This is a genomic window from Hydrotalea flava (assembly GCF_001623405.1).
GTDB classification, from domain to species: Bacteria; Bacteroidota; Bacteroidia; order Chitinophagales; family Chitinophagaceae; genus Hydrotalea; species Hydrotalea flava.
Map to the genome: position 1 here is coordinate 20,050 of NZ_LUHG01000072.1, position 15,394 is coordinate 35,443.

General features: G+C 38.5%; 17 protein-coding genes and 2 pseudogenes. 13 read left to right on the plus strand and 6 right to left on the minus strand.

Features of this window, described 5'->3' with window-relative positions:
* Nucleotides 1-341 precede the first annotated feature (341 nt).
* From A0F92_RS07810 to A0F92_RS07850, 8 genes and pseudogenes are all read left to right on the plus strand, one after another.
* Nucleotides 342-722, plus strand: coding sequence for a GxxExxY protein (locus A0F92_RS07810; RefSeq protein ID WP_068243894.1), 381 nt, complete (start codon nt 342-344; stop codon nt 720-722).
* A gap of 242 nt (nt 723-964) precedes the next feature.
* On the plus strand, nt 965-1,546 hold the full coding sequence (locus A0F92_RS07815) for a Crp/Fnr family transcriptional regulator (protein ID WP_068243897.1): 582 nt from the start codon (nt 965-967) through the stop codon (nt 1,544-1,546).
* A gap of 76 nt (nt 1,547-1,622) precedes the next feature.
* Nucleotides 1,623-2,123 carry a 2-dehydropantoate 2-reductase N-terminal domain-containing protein gene (locus A0F92_RS07820; protein ID WP_068243899.1) on the plus strand — a complete coding sequence of 167 codons (501 nt, stop codon included), beginning with the start codon at nt 1,623-1,625 and terminating at the stop codon, nt 2,121-2,123.
* A gap of 72 nt (nt 2,124-2,195) precedes the next feature.
* Nucleotides 2,196-3,305 (plus strand): alkene reductase, encoded by a 1,110-nt coding sequence (locus A0F92_RS07825; protein ID WP_068243902.1) that lies wholly within the window; start codon nt 2,196-2,198, stop codon nt 3,303-3,305.
* Between the two features lie 43 nt (nt 3,306-3,348).
* The gene (locus A0F92_RS07830; RefSeq protein ID WP_068243905.1) at nt 3,349-4,065 is read left to right on the plus strand and encodes a 3-ketoacyl-ACP reductase; all 717 of its coding nucleotides are present in this window, start codon (nt 3,349-3,351) and stop codon (nt 4,063-4,065) included.
* Nucleotides 4,066-4,082: 17 nt separating this feature from the next.
* On the plus strand, nt 4,083-4,778 hold the full coding sequence (locus tag A0F92_RS07835; RefSeq protein ID WP_068243909.1) for a DsbA family oxidoreductase: 696 nt from the start codon (nt 4,083-4,085) through the stop codon (nt 4,776-4,778).
* 51 nt (nt 4,779-4,829) lie between these two features.
* Complete coding sequence (locus tag A0F92_RS07840) at nt 4,830-5,669, plus strand: oxidoreductase (protein ID WP_068244010.1); 840 nt, start codon at nt 4,830-4,832, stop codon at nt 5,667-5,669.
* 245 nt (nt 5,670-5,914) lie between these two features.
* Nucleotides 5,915-7,383: pseudogene (locus A0F92_RS07850) on the plus strand (IS1634 family transposase).
* Between the two features lie 15 nt (nt 7,384-7,398).
* Here A0F92_RS07850 and A0F92_RS16120 read toward each other — a convergent pair.
* A pseudogene (locus A0F92_RS16120) lies at nt 7,399-7,527 on the minus strand (IS982 family transposase); the annotation flags it as partial.
* 297 nt (nt 7,528-7,824) lie between these two features.
* Between A0F92_RS16120 and A0F92_RS07855 the strand changes: the two are divergent.
* Entirely contained in the window at nt 7,825-8,424 is a 600-nt protein-coding gene (locus A0F92_RS07855) for a NifU family protein (RefSeq protein ID WP_068243912.1), read from the plus strand.
* Between the two features lie 57 nt (nt 8,425-8,481).
* On the opposite strand, the gene A0F92_RS07860 is transcribed toward A0F92_RS07855, so the two are convergent.
* Nucleotides 8,482-9,393: a hypothetical protein gene (locus A0F92_RS07860; RefSeq protein ID WP_167516922.1), complete on the minus strand. Its 912-nt coding sequence runs from the start codon at nt 9,391-9,393 to the stop codon at nt 8,482-8,484.
* A gap of 75 nt (nt 9,394-9,468) precedes the next feature.
* The gene (locus A0F92_RS07865) at nt 9,469-10,608 is read right to left on the minus strand and encodes an AI-2E family transporter (RefSeq protein WP_068243919.1); all 1,140 of its coding nucleotides are present in this window, start codon (nt 10,606-10,608) and stop codon (nt 9,469-9,471) included.
* A 148-nt stretch (nt 10,609-10,756) separates the two neighbouring features.
* Between A0F92_RS07865 and A0F92_RS07870 the strand changes: the two genes are divergently transcribed.
* Nucleotides 10,757-11,851 (plus strand): DUF2891 domain-containing protein, encoded by a 1,095-nt coding sequence (locus tag A0F92_RS07870; RefSeq protein WP_253810267.1) that lies wholly within the window; start codon nt 10,757-10,759, stop codon nt 11,849-11,851.
* On the opposite strand, the gene A0F92_RS07875 is transcribed toward A0F92_RS07870, so the two are convergent.
* Nucleotides 11,843-12,253, minus strand: coding sequence for an OsmC family peroxiredoxin (locus A0F92_RS07875; protein WP_068243922.1), 411 nt, complete (start codon nt 12,251-12,253; stop codon nt 11,843-11,845). The two genes, A0F92_RS07870 and A0F92_RS07875, sit on opposite strands and share 9 nt — an antisense overlap.
* Before the next feature lie 55 nt (nt 12,254-12,308).
* Between A0F92_RS07875 and pnuC the strand changes: the two genes are divergently transcribed.
* Genes pnuC through A0F92_RS07890 form a run of 3 tightly spaced genes read left to right on the plus strand, consistent with a single transcriptional unit; the run spans nt 12,309 to nt 14,042 of the window.
* Entirely contained in the window at nt 12,309-12,947 is a 639-nt protein-coding gene (gene pnuC, locus A0F92_RS07880) for a nicotinamide riboside transporter PnuC (protein WP_167516928.1), read from the plus strand.
* A 4-nt stretch (nt 12,948-12,951) separates the two neighbouring features.
* Nucleotides 12,952-13,521: a DNA-3-methyladenine glycosylase I gene (locus A0F92_RS07885; protein WP_167516924.1), complete on the plus strand. Its 570-nt coding sequence runs from the start codon at nt 12,952-12,954 to the stop codon at nt 13,519-13,521.
* Entirely contained in the window at nt 13,494-14,042 is a 549-nt protein-coding gene (locus tag A0F92_RS07890; protein WP_253810270.1) for an AAA family ATPase, read from the plus strand. The genes A0F92_RS07885 and A0F92_RS07890 overlap by 28 nt, the downstream gene beginning before the upstream one ends.
* 34 nt (nt 14,043-14,076) lie before the next feature.
* Here the strand turns inward: A0F92_RS07890 and mtgA are convergent, their stop codons facing one another.
* Nucleotides 14,077-14,790, minus strand: a complete 714-nt coding sequence (gene mtgA, locus A0F92_RS07895; RefSeq protein ID WP_068243928.1) for a monofunctional biosynthetic peptidoglycan transglycosylase — start codon at nt 14,788-14,790, stop codon at nt 14,077-14,079.
* A gap of 12 nt (nt 14,791-14,802) precedes the next feature.
* The gene (locus A0F92_RS07900; protein WP_068243930.1) at nt 14,803-15,354 is read right to left on the minus strand and encodes a hypothetical protein; all 552 of its coding nucleotides are present in this window, start codon (nt 15,352-15,354) and stop codon (nt 14,803-14,805) included.
* Between the last annotated feature and the right edge of the window lie 40 nt (nt 15,355-15,394).

The window sequence follows — 15,394 nt, forward strand, 5'->3', positions numbered from 1 at the left end:
GCTTTGAAAGCAATACAGTTATATGCAAACATTACAACAAACGTGTAACGAAAAAGCGAACAAGCATTGACTCCTGTCTGTGTTTGAATATTTTTGCCACAGCAAAAATATTTTGGCACTTTTCTAACCAAGTACATTAAACAATGCTATAAACAAAATCCAATGAACTTTTGATTTGAGCGTAAGAAACCCAAACAAAAAAGAAGAAGCAGCCTTACGACAGCCACAAGTCATTTTAAGTGAAATGCGAATTGGACAGAGAGGCAGAAGAAGTATTAGAAAGCATTGCAAACCTCATTGTCTGAATCACGGATTAAACTGATTAAAGGATTTCACGGATTATGATTGGAGAATTAAAATACAAGGACATTACTGAAAAGATAATCGGGGCTTCGTTTGAAGTGCATAAGTTTTTAGGTAATGGTTTTCAGGAAGTGATTTACCAACGTGCTCTGGCTTATGAAATGAAAAAAGCGGGTTTGGAATTTGCTCGGGAAATAGAACAGGATATTTTTTACAAAGACCTTGAAAAACCTATTGGTACACGCAGGGCAGATTTTGTGGTGGAAGGAAAAGTCTTGGTAGAGTTGAAAGCCATTATTCAATTAGATGATGTACACATGGCACAGGCTCTCAACTACCTGAAGGCGTACAAATTAGAAGTTGGTTTGCTTATCAACTTTGGTAGCAAGAGTTTAACTTTTAAAAGATTAGTATTATGAAAAGAATAAATAATTCAAGTTTCCTATTTTAAACGATTGCTTTTACTTGAAAAGCAGGACTATCTCATAAACTGTGTAAGTAAAAAATAATTAGGGTTTGACTTTTATTTTAAAGGACACTATCCTATAAAGTGTGTAAGTAAAAAATAATTAGGGTTTGACTTTTATTTTAAAGTTGCACCCTTTTTCAACCAAACGCTTACTTCATTTCTATCCATACATTTCCCTTTACTTTTGCAAGGATGTTTGATGTTCTATTGGCGCATATTCAGGAAAAAGTAACTCTTTCGGCAACTGATGTTGCGGTATTAAAATCTTTTTTCATTCCTAAAAAACTGCGTAAACGGCAGTATGTATTACAGGAAGGGGATGTATGTAAATACCTGTTGTTTGTAGAGAAGGGATTATTGCGGATGTACCATGTAGATGAAAAAGGTACGGAACACATGATACAATTTGCATGGGAAGGCTGGTGGATGGCAGATACATACAGCTTTTTATCGGGAGATGTTTCTGAATACAATATTGATGCCATTGAAGATGCTGAATTATTGATGATTACGCTCGATAATTTTGAAGCATTGTTATTGCAAGTACCGGTAATGGAACGCTATTTCCGCATACTTTTTCAAAACAACATTATCTCTAAAGAAAAAAGATTGGTCAATACCATCAGCTATTCTGCCGAAGAAAAATATACCAGGCTGGCAGCCACGAACCCGCAGTTGCTGCAACGCATTCCACAAAACCTGATCGCATCTTATCTGGGTATTACACCCGAAACGCTGAGCCGTATCCGTAAAAAATTAATGAAATCTAAATAAACGGCTTGATCTACATCAAGTGTTTTTCTTGTTCTGGCGCAAGTGCCTCCATAAAACAATGCTGTAGCTTTGCAGCATGAAAACGAAGGGCTATAACAATACCGTAGCCGTTATTGGTGCAAATAGCAAAGCGGGTACAATGATTGCAAAATCAATTTGCAAACAATACAGGTTATTATTAATGGATAATGACCAACTGCAAACAGCAACATTATTCCATGAAATTCAGGAAATCAATCAACAGTTGCATACTGCAGAAATACTTACCTGTAGTAAGGAGGCATCTTGGGAGGCCGATGTAATAATTATTACCGTGCCTTTGGCCGAACAGGAATATGTTGCCCAAAAAATTGCCGAAGTATCTACCTGTAAAACCGTGCTGCAAATAAAAAACGGCGAGGGACAAAATGCGCCCATACAATCGTTGCTGCCACATTCAAAAGTAGTATCAGTAAGTATTGTTGCAGCAACAGCCATCATTGATGGGCAAGATGAGGCAGCTATACAATTGGCAAGCCATTTAATGGCATTAACCGGACTGCATGTTGTGGTACAATCTGCAGCAGATGAAGCATAGCAGTTAATACCCATACATTTTTATATAACACAATATCAATCATTCAACAAACAAAAAGTAAACCATTTAACAATGAAACAAGACATTTTATTTACACCGTACAATTTAGCAGGACTTACTTTAAACAACAGAATGGTAATGGCACCAATGACGCGGAGCAGAGCCGATAATGCCGAAAATGCACCCACCGCATTAATTGCCGAGTATTATGCACAAAGGGCAAGCGCCGGTTTACTGATTACTGAAGGGGCACCCGTTAATAAAAAGGGTGTGGGTTATATCAATGTACCCGGTATGTATAGTGCAGCGCAGGTGGAGGGTTGGAAACTGGTAACCAAAGCAGTACACGAAAAAGGCGGAAAAATATTTGTGCAGCTTTGGCATGTGGGCCGTATATCGCACCCGGATTTTCATAATGGCGAGTTGCCACATGCACCTTCTGCCATTAATCCCAATGAGAAATCATATACCGTTAACGGATTTGTAGATACTGTTGTTCCAAAAGAAATGACTTTGGCAGACATTCAGCAAACCATTCAGGATTTTAAACAAGCCGCTGCTAATGCAGTAGCAGCAGGTTTTGATGGAGTGGAAATTCATGGTGCCAATGGTTATTTGTTGCACCAGTTTTTTAATGGCACTGCTAACCATCGTACCGATGCTTATGGCGGCAGCATTGAAAACCATGCCCGTATTTTGTTTGATATACTGGAAGCTATGAAAGAGGTAATTGATATACAACGTGTAGGTATCAGACTAAGCCCTTCCTTAAACGGATTGTTTGGAATTACCATGGATGAAAATACCATCCCCACTTTTGAATACATTGTAAAAAAATTAAACAATTATGAACTGGCTTATCTGCATTTAACCGAGCCGTTTGTGCCGGTTGATCATTTGCCTTATGCCGTAACACAGGTAGCCAAACATTTCAGACCTTTGTATCAAGGCACATTGATGATTAATAAAGGATTTAATAAGGCAAGTGCGAATGCGGTATTGGATGCAGGCGATGCCGATTTAGTATCATTTGGTGTACCTTTCCTGGCTAATCCTGATTTGGTAGAAAGGTTTCAACAAGATGCACCTTTGAATGCACCCGATCAAAGCACTTTTTATACACCCGGCGCAAAAGGATATACCGATTATCCGTTTTTGCAAACATCTGAATTATTATCATAATATTGGTTTATAAGTATTATCATCATTTAAATTTATTTAGACTATGGAATCTTTAAAAGGGAAAACAGCACTGATAACCGGTGCAGGTAAAGGCATCGGCAAGGCACTAGCGTTAGCCTTGGCACAAGAGGGTGTGCATGTTGGCCTGATGGCCAGAACAGAAAAAGACATACAACAAGTAGCCGATGAATTAAAAGCATTGGGTGTAAATACCGCTATCGCCACTGCCGATGTAAGTAACCGCGTTGCGGTGGAAAATGCTGTAGCGCAAATACATACGGCATTAGGGCCTATTGATATTTTAATTAACAATGCAGGTACCGGAAAATTCAGCAAGTTTTTAGAACTGGTACCTGAGGAATGGGAGCAACAAATAAAAGTAAATTTATTTGGGGTATATTATGTAACCCGTGCCGTTTTGCCTGAAATGATAGAACGCCAAACAGGCGATATTGTAAATGTATCTTCCACCGCCGGTTTAAAAGGATCGGCGCTTACCAGTGCCTATAGCGCTTCTAAATTTGGGGTAATGGGGTTAACCGAATCGTTGATGCAGGAAGTTCGCAAACACAATATTCGCGTTACGGCAATGGCACCCAGTACGGTGGTTACAGAACTGGCTATAAAATCCAACCTCATTAATAACAATGAAGAAAAACTGATGCATCCGGAAGATTTTGCTGAATTGGTTATTGCACAATTAAAATTAAACAGAAGGGTGTTTGTAAAAGATGCTTCCATCTGGTCAACCAACCCATAAAGCTAAAACAGAAAGCCATGCAAGTAGAAATTTGGAGTGATGTGGTTTGCCCGTTTTGTTATATCGGCAAACGAAAATTTGAAAAAGCATTCGCATCATTTGATAGGAAAGATACAGTTGAAATCATCTGGCGCAGTTTTCAGTTAGATGCCGATTTTAAACCTACAGCAGGTACTTCGGTTCATGAATATTTGGCTAACAGAAAGGGTGTGCCGTTAGAAAAAGGCAAGGAGATGAATAATTATATGCAAAACCTGGCCAAAGCCGTTGGATTGGATTTTCAATTCGATAAAGCGATTGTAAATAATACATTCAATGCGCATCGCCTGTTGCATTTAGCAAAGGAGTATGGTGTGCAGAGCAAGGTAAAAGAATTATTGCTGGCTGCTTATTTTACGGAGGGAAAGGATATAGGCAATGCAATTGTTCTGGCCGATATTGGTGAAAAAGCAGGGATAACAAAAGCAACCGTACTGGCCATGTTACAATCAGATGCACTGGTAGATGCTGTTAGGGCCGATCAGTATGCAGCACAGCAAATCGGTGTGCAGGGTGTGCCCTTTTTTGTGTTCAATCAAAAGTATGCCGTATCTGGTGCGCAGGAACCGGCCACTTTTCTGGAAGTATTTAAAAAAGTTCAGGAAGAAGAGCAGCCTGTTGCAACAAATGAAACCACCGGCGGATTTTGTACTACCGATGGGGTTTGTTTATAAATGCATCACTACATACAACAACAATTTATTCACACATACAATGAAAAAATAATGGAAAAAGTTTGGTTGATTACCGGTTGTTCTACCGGCTTTGGTCGCTCATTGGCACAGGAAGTACTGGCAAAAGGTTACCGGGCAGTGATTACTGCACGTAAAACAGCCGATATTGAAGATTTGGTAAGTAAGTATCCGGAAACGGCCATTGCATTGCCATTGGATGTAACGAAACAGGAAGAGATTATGCGTGCAGTTACAACAGCCATCCATCAATTCGGACAAATAGATGTATTGGTGAACAATGCCGGCATTGGTTATTTTGCTGCGGTAGAAGAAAGCGAGGAAGCTGAAGTAAGAAAGATGTTTGAAATTAACGTATTTGGATTGGCGAAGGTAATGCAGGCTGTATTGCCGTATATGCGGAAACGCCGTAGTGGGCATATTTTAAATATTGCCTCTATTGGCGGTTTACGTTCTTTTCCTGGTGTTGGTTTTTATAATGCTACCAAATATGCCGTAGATGGTTTAAGTGAAGCATTGTATAAAGAAGTGGCGCCATTGGGCATACATGTTACCATTATTGCGCCGAGTGGTTTTAGAACCGATTGGGCAGGGCGGTCAGCCAAAAACACATCTATTCAAATAGAAGATTATGCAACCACTGCCTGGAAGAATATGGGCGATATCAGGGGTTATAGTGGCAGCCAGCCCGGCGATCCGGTACGTGCAGCCAAAGCCATGATACAGATTACAGAAACCGAACACCCACCTTTGCGGCTGTTATTAGGTGCTGCAGCGTTGCGAGGAGCCAGAGTCAAGTTAGCTGAGTTACAACATGATTTTGATACTTGGGCATCGGTAACCGAAGGAGCCGATTTCCCTAAAGAAGTATAGTGGCTGTTGAAAACGAAAACGGTGCAATGTGAAAATGTTGCACCGTTTTTTGGGCTAGTGTATGCATTTAATCTATTCCCACCTTACTACTTCTTCTTTCTAGCAGCAGGGTATCTTTCCATTGGTTGCCCAGCTTTCCAATTTTTTCCTGACTTGTCTGCCCATATTTTTGCTAATTTATAAGTTACTGAAAATGTGATATTTATTTTAATTTTTTTGATAATTTGCTGACCTAATGGGTCAAGATGTACAAAATCAGGCAAATAAAGTACGCTGCAAACTCAGTTTCGATTCAAGTTTATAAGATAGAAAACAGGAAAAGAATAATTGTAAGGCATATTGGAACTGCACATAACGAGCAGGAGCAATCCGATTTGCTGTTTATTGCCAAAGATTTTATTGAAAAAATGTCACAACAATTGACTTTGTTTGAAGCCAACCAATCGACTAGCATATTATACCTGAATCAAACCGAATGTATAGGTGTTCACTATAGCTTTTGTATGAGTTGATTTCAAAACTCATTATTACAATAGGGTTTGACAAAGTAAAGAAGAACCTGCTTTTGGACCTGGTTATTCTGCGAATGATAGAACCGGCATCCAAGCTACGTTCTATCGAAATGTTAGACGAATACTTTGGCATAAAACATCGTAGGCAAAGTTATTACGAGTCAGCACCACAATGGCTTACATTAAAAACAAAAGCAGAAAATATTGCCCTTGGTTTTGCCCGAAAACATTATGCTTTCAATTTTGATTTATTGTTTTATGATGTAACGACTTTATACTTTGAAACCTTTGACGAAGATGAGTTGCGTAAAAATGGATTTTCTAAAGACAACAAATTCCAGCAACCACAGATTTTAGTTGCACTGATGGTTACAAAAGAAGGCTTTCCGATAGCTTATGAAGTGTTTGCAGGCAACACTTTCGAGGGTCATACGATTATTCCGGTGGTGAAAAATTTTATCAGAAAAAACAACGTAAAAGCATTTACGGTAGTTACCGATGCAGCAATGATTAGCACGGAAAATGAAATCAATTACATTGTAGGTGCGAGATTGGGCAATTTGTCAAATGAACTGATGAAACAAATTGACAAATGCATCACTCGTGAAGATGGTAAAAGTATTAGAATAAAAACAGATAATGGATACCTGATTTGCAGCTACTCTTCGATTCGATACCGCAAGGATAAGTATGAAATGGAAAAGCAAATTGAAAAAGCAAAACATAGTATCGACAATCCCTCTAAAAACAAAAAACTAAAGTTTACAAAATCAAGTGGGCAAAATATTGAACTCAATCAAAAGCTAATAGACAGAACCCAAACGCTACTTGGTATTAAAGGTTATTATACCAATCTGGAAGAAAGCATAGTAGACAATCAAACAATCATAGAGCAATATCACGAACTCTACAAAATAGAACAAGCCTTCAGAATATCGAAAAGCGATTTACAAACACGACCAATATTCCACTATAAAGAAGAACCAATAAAACTACATGTGTTGATTTGCTTTATGGCACTAGTTGTATCAAAGCACATTGAGCTTCAAACGAAAACCTCAATCAGAAAACTTATTCACGAATGCAAAAAAATAACGGACGCCAGATTAAAAAATAAAATTACAGGTAAAGAAATTAAGATTAGAGCAAAACTGAACAGGGCAACTATCGAAATTTTACAAAAATTAAACCTGCTGACCTAATTTGGACAAGTCAGGAGCGGATCCTAAAGCCGTGCTGATAATCTCACTGTCACTTACTTTACCCTCCTTGTGTTCGACATGATGGATACCTTTGAGTATATCATCCACTAAACAGTAAATACCAATAACTTTGTCCTGAAGCATTTGAATAGAAATTTTGTTTTCGCAACTCAAAATTATTCTGTTTCAAATGCTTCTATTTTAGGAAACTTGGGTTAATTAGGATCCCCTCCTGCTTTGCCGGACTTTATTTGTTGTTGGCAACCTGCCTTACAACAGCGCAAATTAACCTTAGTAAACTTGCGGTTACCGCTATTTTTTGAAACAAATGGCACCGGTATTGCTTTCGATTCCCGAAAAAAACAGCAGGTAACAGGCATTCGGGTGCCCCTTTCGCTGCTATTTGATTAATTTTGGGGTTGAAGCAATAAATCATTCGTTATGATAAAAACAGGCAACACCATTGTAAGTATTTATACAGAAATGACGCCCAATCCGGAAACAATGAAGTTTGTGGCCAATAAGCTACTGTATCCCGGAAAAAGTATTGACTTTCAGGATGAACGCAGTGCAGGGCCTTCTCCATTGGCAAAAGAATTGTTTAGTTTTCCGTTCATTAAAAGTGTATTTATTGCCAGCAATTTTGTAACCTTAACCAAAACACCGGATACCGGCGACTGGCAGGATGTGATTCCTACCATCAAACAATTTCTGAAAGATTATTTAGAAAATGGCGGGCCGGTAATTAATGAAGAAGAAGTTGCCCAATTAAAACAGGAATCTGGTAATACTGTTGCTGCAGATGATGACGATGTGGTAAAACGCATTAAAGAATTATTGGAGAATTATGTAAAGCCTGCGGTAGAAATGGATGGCGGCGCTATTCAATTTCGCAGTTATAAAGAAGGAATTGTGAATTTAATGTTACAGGGAAGTTGCAGTGGTTGTCCATCTTCCATGATTACTTTAAAAGCAGGTATTGAAGGCATGATGAAGCGCATGATTCCCGAAGTGAAAGAAGTAGTTGCAGAAGCAGAATAGTTTTTCATTTTTTATAGTTTTCCCTTCTCTGAAAAAACAGAGAAGGGTTTTTTATGTTTAGAACTTTATATATACTGTCAACACTGCATAAAAACTGTTCGATAAGTTTTTTTCGGAAGCCGGTGTAGTATTGTTGGTGGTGGTATAAGTGGCTCTGTTTTTTAAAGTATATGTTGCGGTAGTAGTAGTTTCAATTTTATTCATAGGTATAGCATAAGTAGGCGTAAATGCAATACCCCATTTTTTTGCATCAAAAGTAAGGGGTAATGAGGCTTCATAATCTAACAAAGTAATGCCTGGGTTGGGCACAATTGTAGATGCTTTTATTGAAACCACATTGGGGTTTATTTTTTTAATGGCCTTTCCAACTCTTCTGTTGGTATAGCCTTCATAAAAGTATAAGCTGCTAAAATTAGCGGCCAATGTTGGCGTAATACTCCATTGTTGCTTGGCAGGTCCCCAGCTAAAAGCATGGGCAATATTGGTATTAAAAGCAATATCTGTTTTGTTATCAAAAATCACATCTGCACTTATACCTGCTTGCAAAAAATTAAAATCATAGCTTATATTGGCTCCTATTCCACCCTTTATATCACTTTTAATTGCGGTACTTTGTGCATTGTAAAAGGTTTTATTGGCCCTTACATCGCCACTGAAATTTTGGATGGAGAAATCATATCCCACATCCAACGAAAAATAATCAATTCTGTTTTCATTAACTGCTGCTGCATAAGCAACACTGGCACTAAAATAAAGCCCGCTTTTGTGGTAATAACCAATCATAGGGGTAATATAAGGCAACACAGCAGAGTCTTTCCTGCCATTATACACAGCATTACTTAAATAATCTACTGATGCCTCCCAGTATGAGTGCGTACTTGTACTATCTGAACTACTTTGCGCAAACATTCTGGAGAGGCATAAAAACGAAATAAAAAAGAAAAAAGTAAATATTTTAAGTTGTTGCATATGGAATGGTTACTCATCATGAAACCATAAGACCAAGTCAGCAGACATTCGTTTAAAAACCCAACACAATAAAATTTATGCATTATGATTTTTGCTGTTCTTTGAGCCGGTATTTTTTTTGAATAAATGCATTAAAGTATTTTTTATTTTTTTATAAACATGTTCTGAATTACCGCTATCATCACCCAATAAATAACCCCAGGACTGCAGCGGTTCTACCGAATCAAAAATAATTTTTAAAATAGCCAATATGGGTAAGGCCAAAAACATACCGGGTATGCCCCAAAGCAGGCTGCCAACAACAACACCTAAAATAGTAGCCAGTGCATTGATTTTAACTTTTGAACCTACCACTTTCGGCAATAAAATATTGCTGTCTATTAAATGCACTACAATCATCACAATGGCTACCCCCAATACTGCAGTGGTGGTGTTATTGGTATAGGTAATTAACATACTCAATAACGTGGCTGTATAGATGCCAAGATAAGGAATGAGGTTTAAAATGGCCGCTACCACTGCCAGTAAAATGGCATATTGTACGCCAATAATTAACAAGCCAATATAGTTGAGTATGGCCACAATCAACAATTCAATACACAATCCAAAAATATAATCTTTAATAATCAGTCTGATTTGGTGTAAAACGGATAAAACGGTTAACGCATGGGCATTGCCGAAGCTTTTTACAAAAAAACCTACCACAATATGCCGGTACAATAACAGTAAAAATGCATAAATGGGTATCAGTACCAGATACACCACCACATTAGAAAGGGTAGAAAAAGTACTACCCACAATGGCCGAAGTATTAGTCATGGATTGTGTAGTAACAGAGTCAATAAATTTTTTAAAATGCTGATCGCTGATGTGAAACCGTTGTTGTGCCCAGTTTTCCATATCAGCAACGGCAATATAGAGTTGTTGCCCTACTTTGGGCAAATCACTCTTAAAGCCGATGATTTGTGAAGAAATAAAATAGAAAACCACAACTACCAATACAATGGCTATTAAAACCGAGATCAAGGCACTGATTCCCCGGGAAATACCCAGTTTTTCCAAGGCATTTGCAGGTGTAATCAGCAACAAGGTAAACAAGGCAGCAAAAGCTACCGGAATAAAGAAAGATTGCGCTTCGTATAAAAGCAAAATAATCAAGCAAATGCTTATGAGTGTATAAGCCAGTTTTTGTAAAAATGTAAGCGGTGCTTTCAATGGTTTGTTTTTTAAGCTGCATAAAAATAGGCAAACTAAATGTAGAAAGCAGGATAAAGCATAAATACCGAAGGCAATGTAAGCTTTTAAAAAATTGTTGTGGTAAATATCAAATAGATGGTAAATTGAACAGAAAAAAATGAAACGTTTGATACCAGTTCTTTGGGTTTTGGCTTCCTATTCGTTGCAGGCACAGTCTGAAAAACCATTGTTTTATTTAAATGCCGATAGTAGTCGGTTTATATTAACCGGCGCAGGTGCTGCACATTTGGCTGCCTTACCCTTACGTTGCATACAACAGGAGTATCCCAACAAAATCAATCATGTAGCCATCAGTGATAGCGATCAATTGCAAACCCCCAAACAATTGCACCCTGCTTTTTACGGTTGTTTCGACTGGCACAGCACGGTACATGGCCATTGGATGCTGGTTGCATTACTCAATCAATTTCCAGAACTGCCGGAAGCTGCTTTGATACGAAAAACAGTTAATGAAAATATTACACCGGAACATATTGCAAAAGAAGCAGCCTATTTTAATGTGCCACTTTCCAAAAGTTTTGAGCGCACTTATGGATGGGCCTGGTTGTTACAATTACAAAAAGAATTGTTGCAATGGCAGGATGCAGATGCGGTAAAGTGGCGAACTACTCTACAACCCCTTTGCGATACGGTAGTGCATTTATGGATGCAGTTTTTACCCAAACAAACCTATGCCAACCGAACAGGCGTACATCCCAATACCGCATTTGGGATGACGCTGGCTTTAGATTATGCCAGGGCCACCCATAACCTTGCTTTTGAAAATGCATTAATACAATCGGCCAAACAATTGTTTTTAAATGATGCCAATGCTCCGGCCATCTGGGAGCCGGATGGAACCGATTTTTTATCGCCTTCATTAGAAGAGGCTGATTTAATGCGCCGGGTTTTAAACAAACCGCAATTTTTGCAATGGTTTAACCGATTTTTTAGCAAAAATGCTTTACAACATTTAACCATTTTACCGGTGGTATCAGATAGAACTGACTTAACCATTGTGCATTTAGATGGCCTCTCGTTGAGCCGAAGTTGGTGTATGCAGGGAATAGCTAAAGAGCTGCCGGCTGTAGATCCGAGAAAAAAAATGCTGCAACGGGCTGCCATTGCTCACTTGAATGCAAGTTTACCACATATTACATCCGGCAGTTATGGGGGCGAGCATTGGCTGGCCAGTTTTGCAGTTTATGCACTATTACAGTAGGGTTGCATCAGAACTGATGGCAGCATTCAATACTTTAGAAACGGGGCAATTGGCTTCTGCATCTTTTACTGCTGCATCGAATTGTTCTTTAGAAATGCCCGGAACTTTTGCCTTAACAATTAAATGCGAATGGGTAATACCGGCATCACCCAAAGTAATTTCGCATTTGGTTTCTAAATGTTCAGGCGTAAAACCTGCTGCACCTAACACAAAACTTAATTTCATGGTAAAACATCCGGCATGTGCGGCTGCTATTAACTCCTCGGGGTTAGTGCCTACACCTTCTGCAAAACGTGAATTATAAGAATATTGGGTTTGCTGCAGTGTAGTGCTTTGTGTGGTAAGATGGCCTTTGCCTTCTTTACCTGAGCCGGTCCATACGGCAGTTGCATTTCTAATCATAATGGTATTATTTGTTGAACAGGCAAGATACAAAATGTAGAAGCCTTTATCTTTGATGCCATCAATAATTCCCTATTTCGTGAATGTAACAGAAATCTGGCACCAACTGATAACAGGTATTCAACAAACTTCTTTCTTAGAATTTACGGGCACTATTTGCGGTATTGCCAGTGTGTTTTTCTCCCGAAGGGAAAATATATTGGTATATCCGGTTGGGATGGTAAGTACCATTATTTACATTTACTTGTATCTGGTACATGGTTTGTACGCCGATGCCTCCGTTAATTTTTATTACACGGTGATGAGCATTATTGGTTGGATAATGTGGTCTAAAAAAAAGAATCACCAAACCGTTTTGCACATTTCTTATAATTCAAAAAAAGAACAATGGATTAGTGTGGCATTCTTTGCGGTTTGCTGGGTAGTATTGTTTTTAGTATTGCATCGTTTTACTGATAGTACAGTACCGCAAGCCGATGCCTTTACCGCTGCTGCAGCTTTTACAGGTATGTATTTAATGAATAAAAAGAAAGTAGAAAACTGGTGGTGGTGGATTATTACCAATGTTGCCTCCATTCCCTTGAATTTTTATAAAGGATTGGTGTTTACCAGTTTTCAATACCTTGTTTTATTAATTTTGGCCATCATGGGTTTAACGAGTTGGATAGCCAAAGCAAAACAAACCCGTTTATAATAATATGTTGCCTTATTGCTCTTTTATTCATTCCGGCGATGAAAATGCCAATGGTTATGCTTTGCACAAATACTATCATGATCATTTGTATGGATTTCCGATTGATAGTGATGATGAATTATTTTGCCGTCTGGTTTTAGAAATTAATCAGGCGGGGTTAAGCTGGACTACTATATTGAAAAAAGAAGCTGCCTTTCGGGCGGCATATCATCAGTTTACTATTGCAAAAGTAGCAGCCTATGGGCAAAAAGATAGGGAGCGATTGTTGCAGGATGTAGGCATTATTAGAAATCGACTAAAAATTGATGCGGCCATTTATAATGCACAAGTGATTGTTGGGTTACAACAACAGTTTGGTTCTTTTAAACAATGGTTAGACCATCATCATCCTAAAACAAAACAAGAATGGGTGTTGTTGTTTAAAAAAACGTTTCGGTTTACCGGCGGTGAAATTGTGCATGAGTTTTTAATGAGTACCGGCTATTTACCCGGTGCTCACGATGAAGATTGTAGTATTTATAAAAAATTAATGAAAAGCAAACCGGCTTGGAGCAGCAAAACATTAAAAAAATAGTAGTAATTGGGCCGGAAAGTACCGGAAAAACCACGCTATGTCAAAATTTGGCAGCTCATTTTAATACACTATGGGTGCCCGAATTTGCCAGGGAATATTTAGAAGCACATGGGAAGGATTATACTTTTGATGATTTGGAAAAAATTGCAGCCGGACAATTAGCACTGGAAGATGAAATTACCTTGAAACTTCAAACACAGTTATCGAAAGCATCTTGCCTATTGATAGATACCGATATGTATGTTATGAAAGTGTGGAGCGAATATGTATTTGGGCAATGCAGCCCGTTTATTTTAGAAGCCATAGCGGAACGCAGCTACGATTTGTACTTATTGTGCGATGTAGATGTGCCCTGGGTGAAAGATGATTTGAGGGAATATCCCGATGAGGGACCGAGGATAGAATTATTTGCTATTTATAAAGATATTTTAATGCATCAACAAACCCCTTGGGAAATTATTTCGGGTAGTTATGCAGAGCGCACCGAAAAAGCCATTCAGGCAGTGAGATCAATATTATGAATTTGTGGTATGTATAAACAGAATGGGAATGCCGTTAGCGTATAATTTTTTGAATATCCTCATCATCTTCAATGTTCCTCATTTGTTGTAAAATTTGCGGATAACGCCAGGCAACCCTGCCACCCATGGGCACTACCGTAAATTTTTTTGGATTGGGCAGACAGGCAATAATCATGGCGGCTTCAATTCGGGTTAAATTTTTGGCAGGTTTATGAAAATATTGCTGTGCGGCGGCTTCAATACCAAAAATACCGGGGCCCATTTCAATGGTATTTAAATACACAGCTAAAATGCGTTGTTTACCCCAAATTTTTTCAATTAAAAAAGTAAAATAAAACTCTAACCCTTTGCGCAGGTATTTAAAAAAGCCACTGCCCTGCCATAAAAAAACGTTTTTTGCCGTTTGTTGCGAAATAGTACTGGCAGCACCACCGAGCGGTATGCGGGTTTTCTTTTTCTTTTTTGGGTGCAGGCTTTTTTGAATGGCATCCCAGTCAAAACCATTGTGGTCGGCAAACGACTGATCTTCGCTGGCAATTGCCGCCAGCTTTACATTGTAAGAAATATTGTTCCAGGAAATATAATCTCTTTTCAATCCATAACTAAACACATTGCCCAACTGCGTAAGGGTAATGGGGGGCATGATCCATTTGCACGCAATTACATACAGCAGGGAAGAAAGAAATAAAAACAATACTACCCTTGTGGTCCATTTCCAACATTTGGATATCAACTTGTTTGCCGCCATGCCGGCAAGATACTATTTTGCCGGTGGCAGATGAATATATTCCAGCGTAAATTTTTTTCCGATTTTGTAACCCGGGGGATGTTTGTTTTTAAAGGGTTTGATGTATTGTGTGGCAAAATTGATAGCTAATGCCGAGCCGAACTGCGCCAGATAAATGGCAGGAACAGGAATGTTAAACTGATTTACTATGGCAATTCCGCCAATAATAAAACCGGCTTTAAAAATAAGGTTGCCAATATCGGCACCCGTCATTCTTTTGGCAGGAATAATAGCAATGTCTTTCACTGCAATGGTAACAAACCCCATAAAAATACTATCAATTGTACTGCCAAATATAGTAGGTTTTAAACCCATGTAACCGAGGTGGATAATGATACTATCATCCCGGCAAAAAAACACAAAACCGGAGTAGGTATTATGATCTTTTGTATAAACGGTAATGGCTTTACCATTGTAAAACCGATCGATGGTATATCCTTTCTTTTTCAACAAAACAAAATCGTTTTGGCTATACGTTTTTATGGAGTGGAGGAAAATGAATAAGAGGAGTAAAAAATATTTCATTGCGGGTAAATTAAGCTGCAAATTTTCATTAAGCAACTAA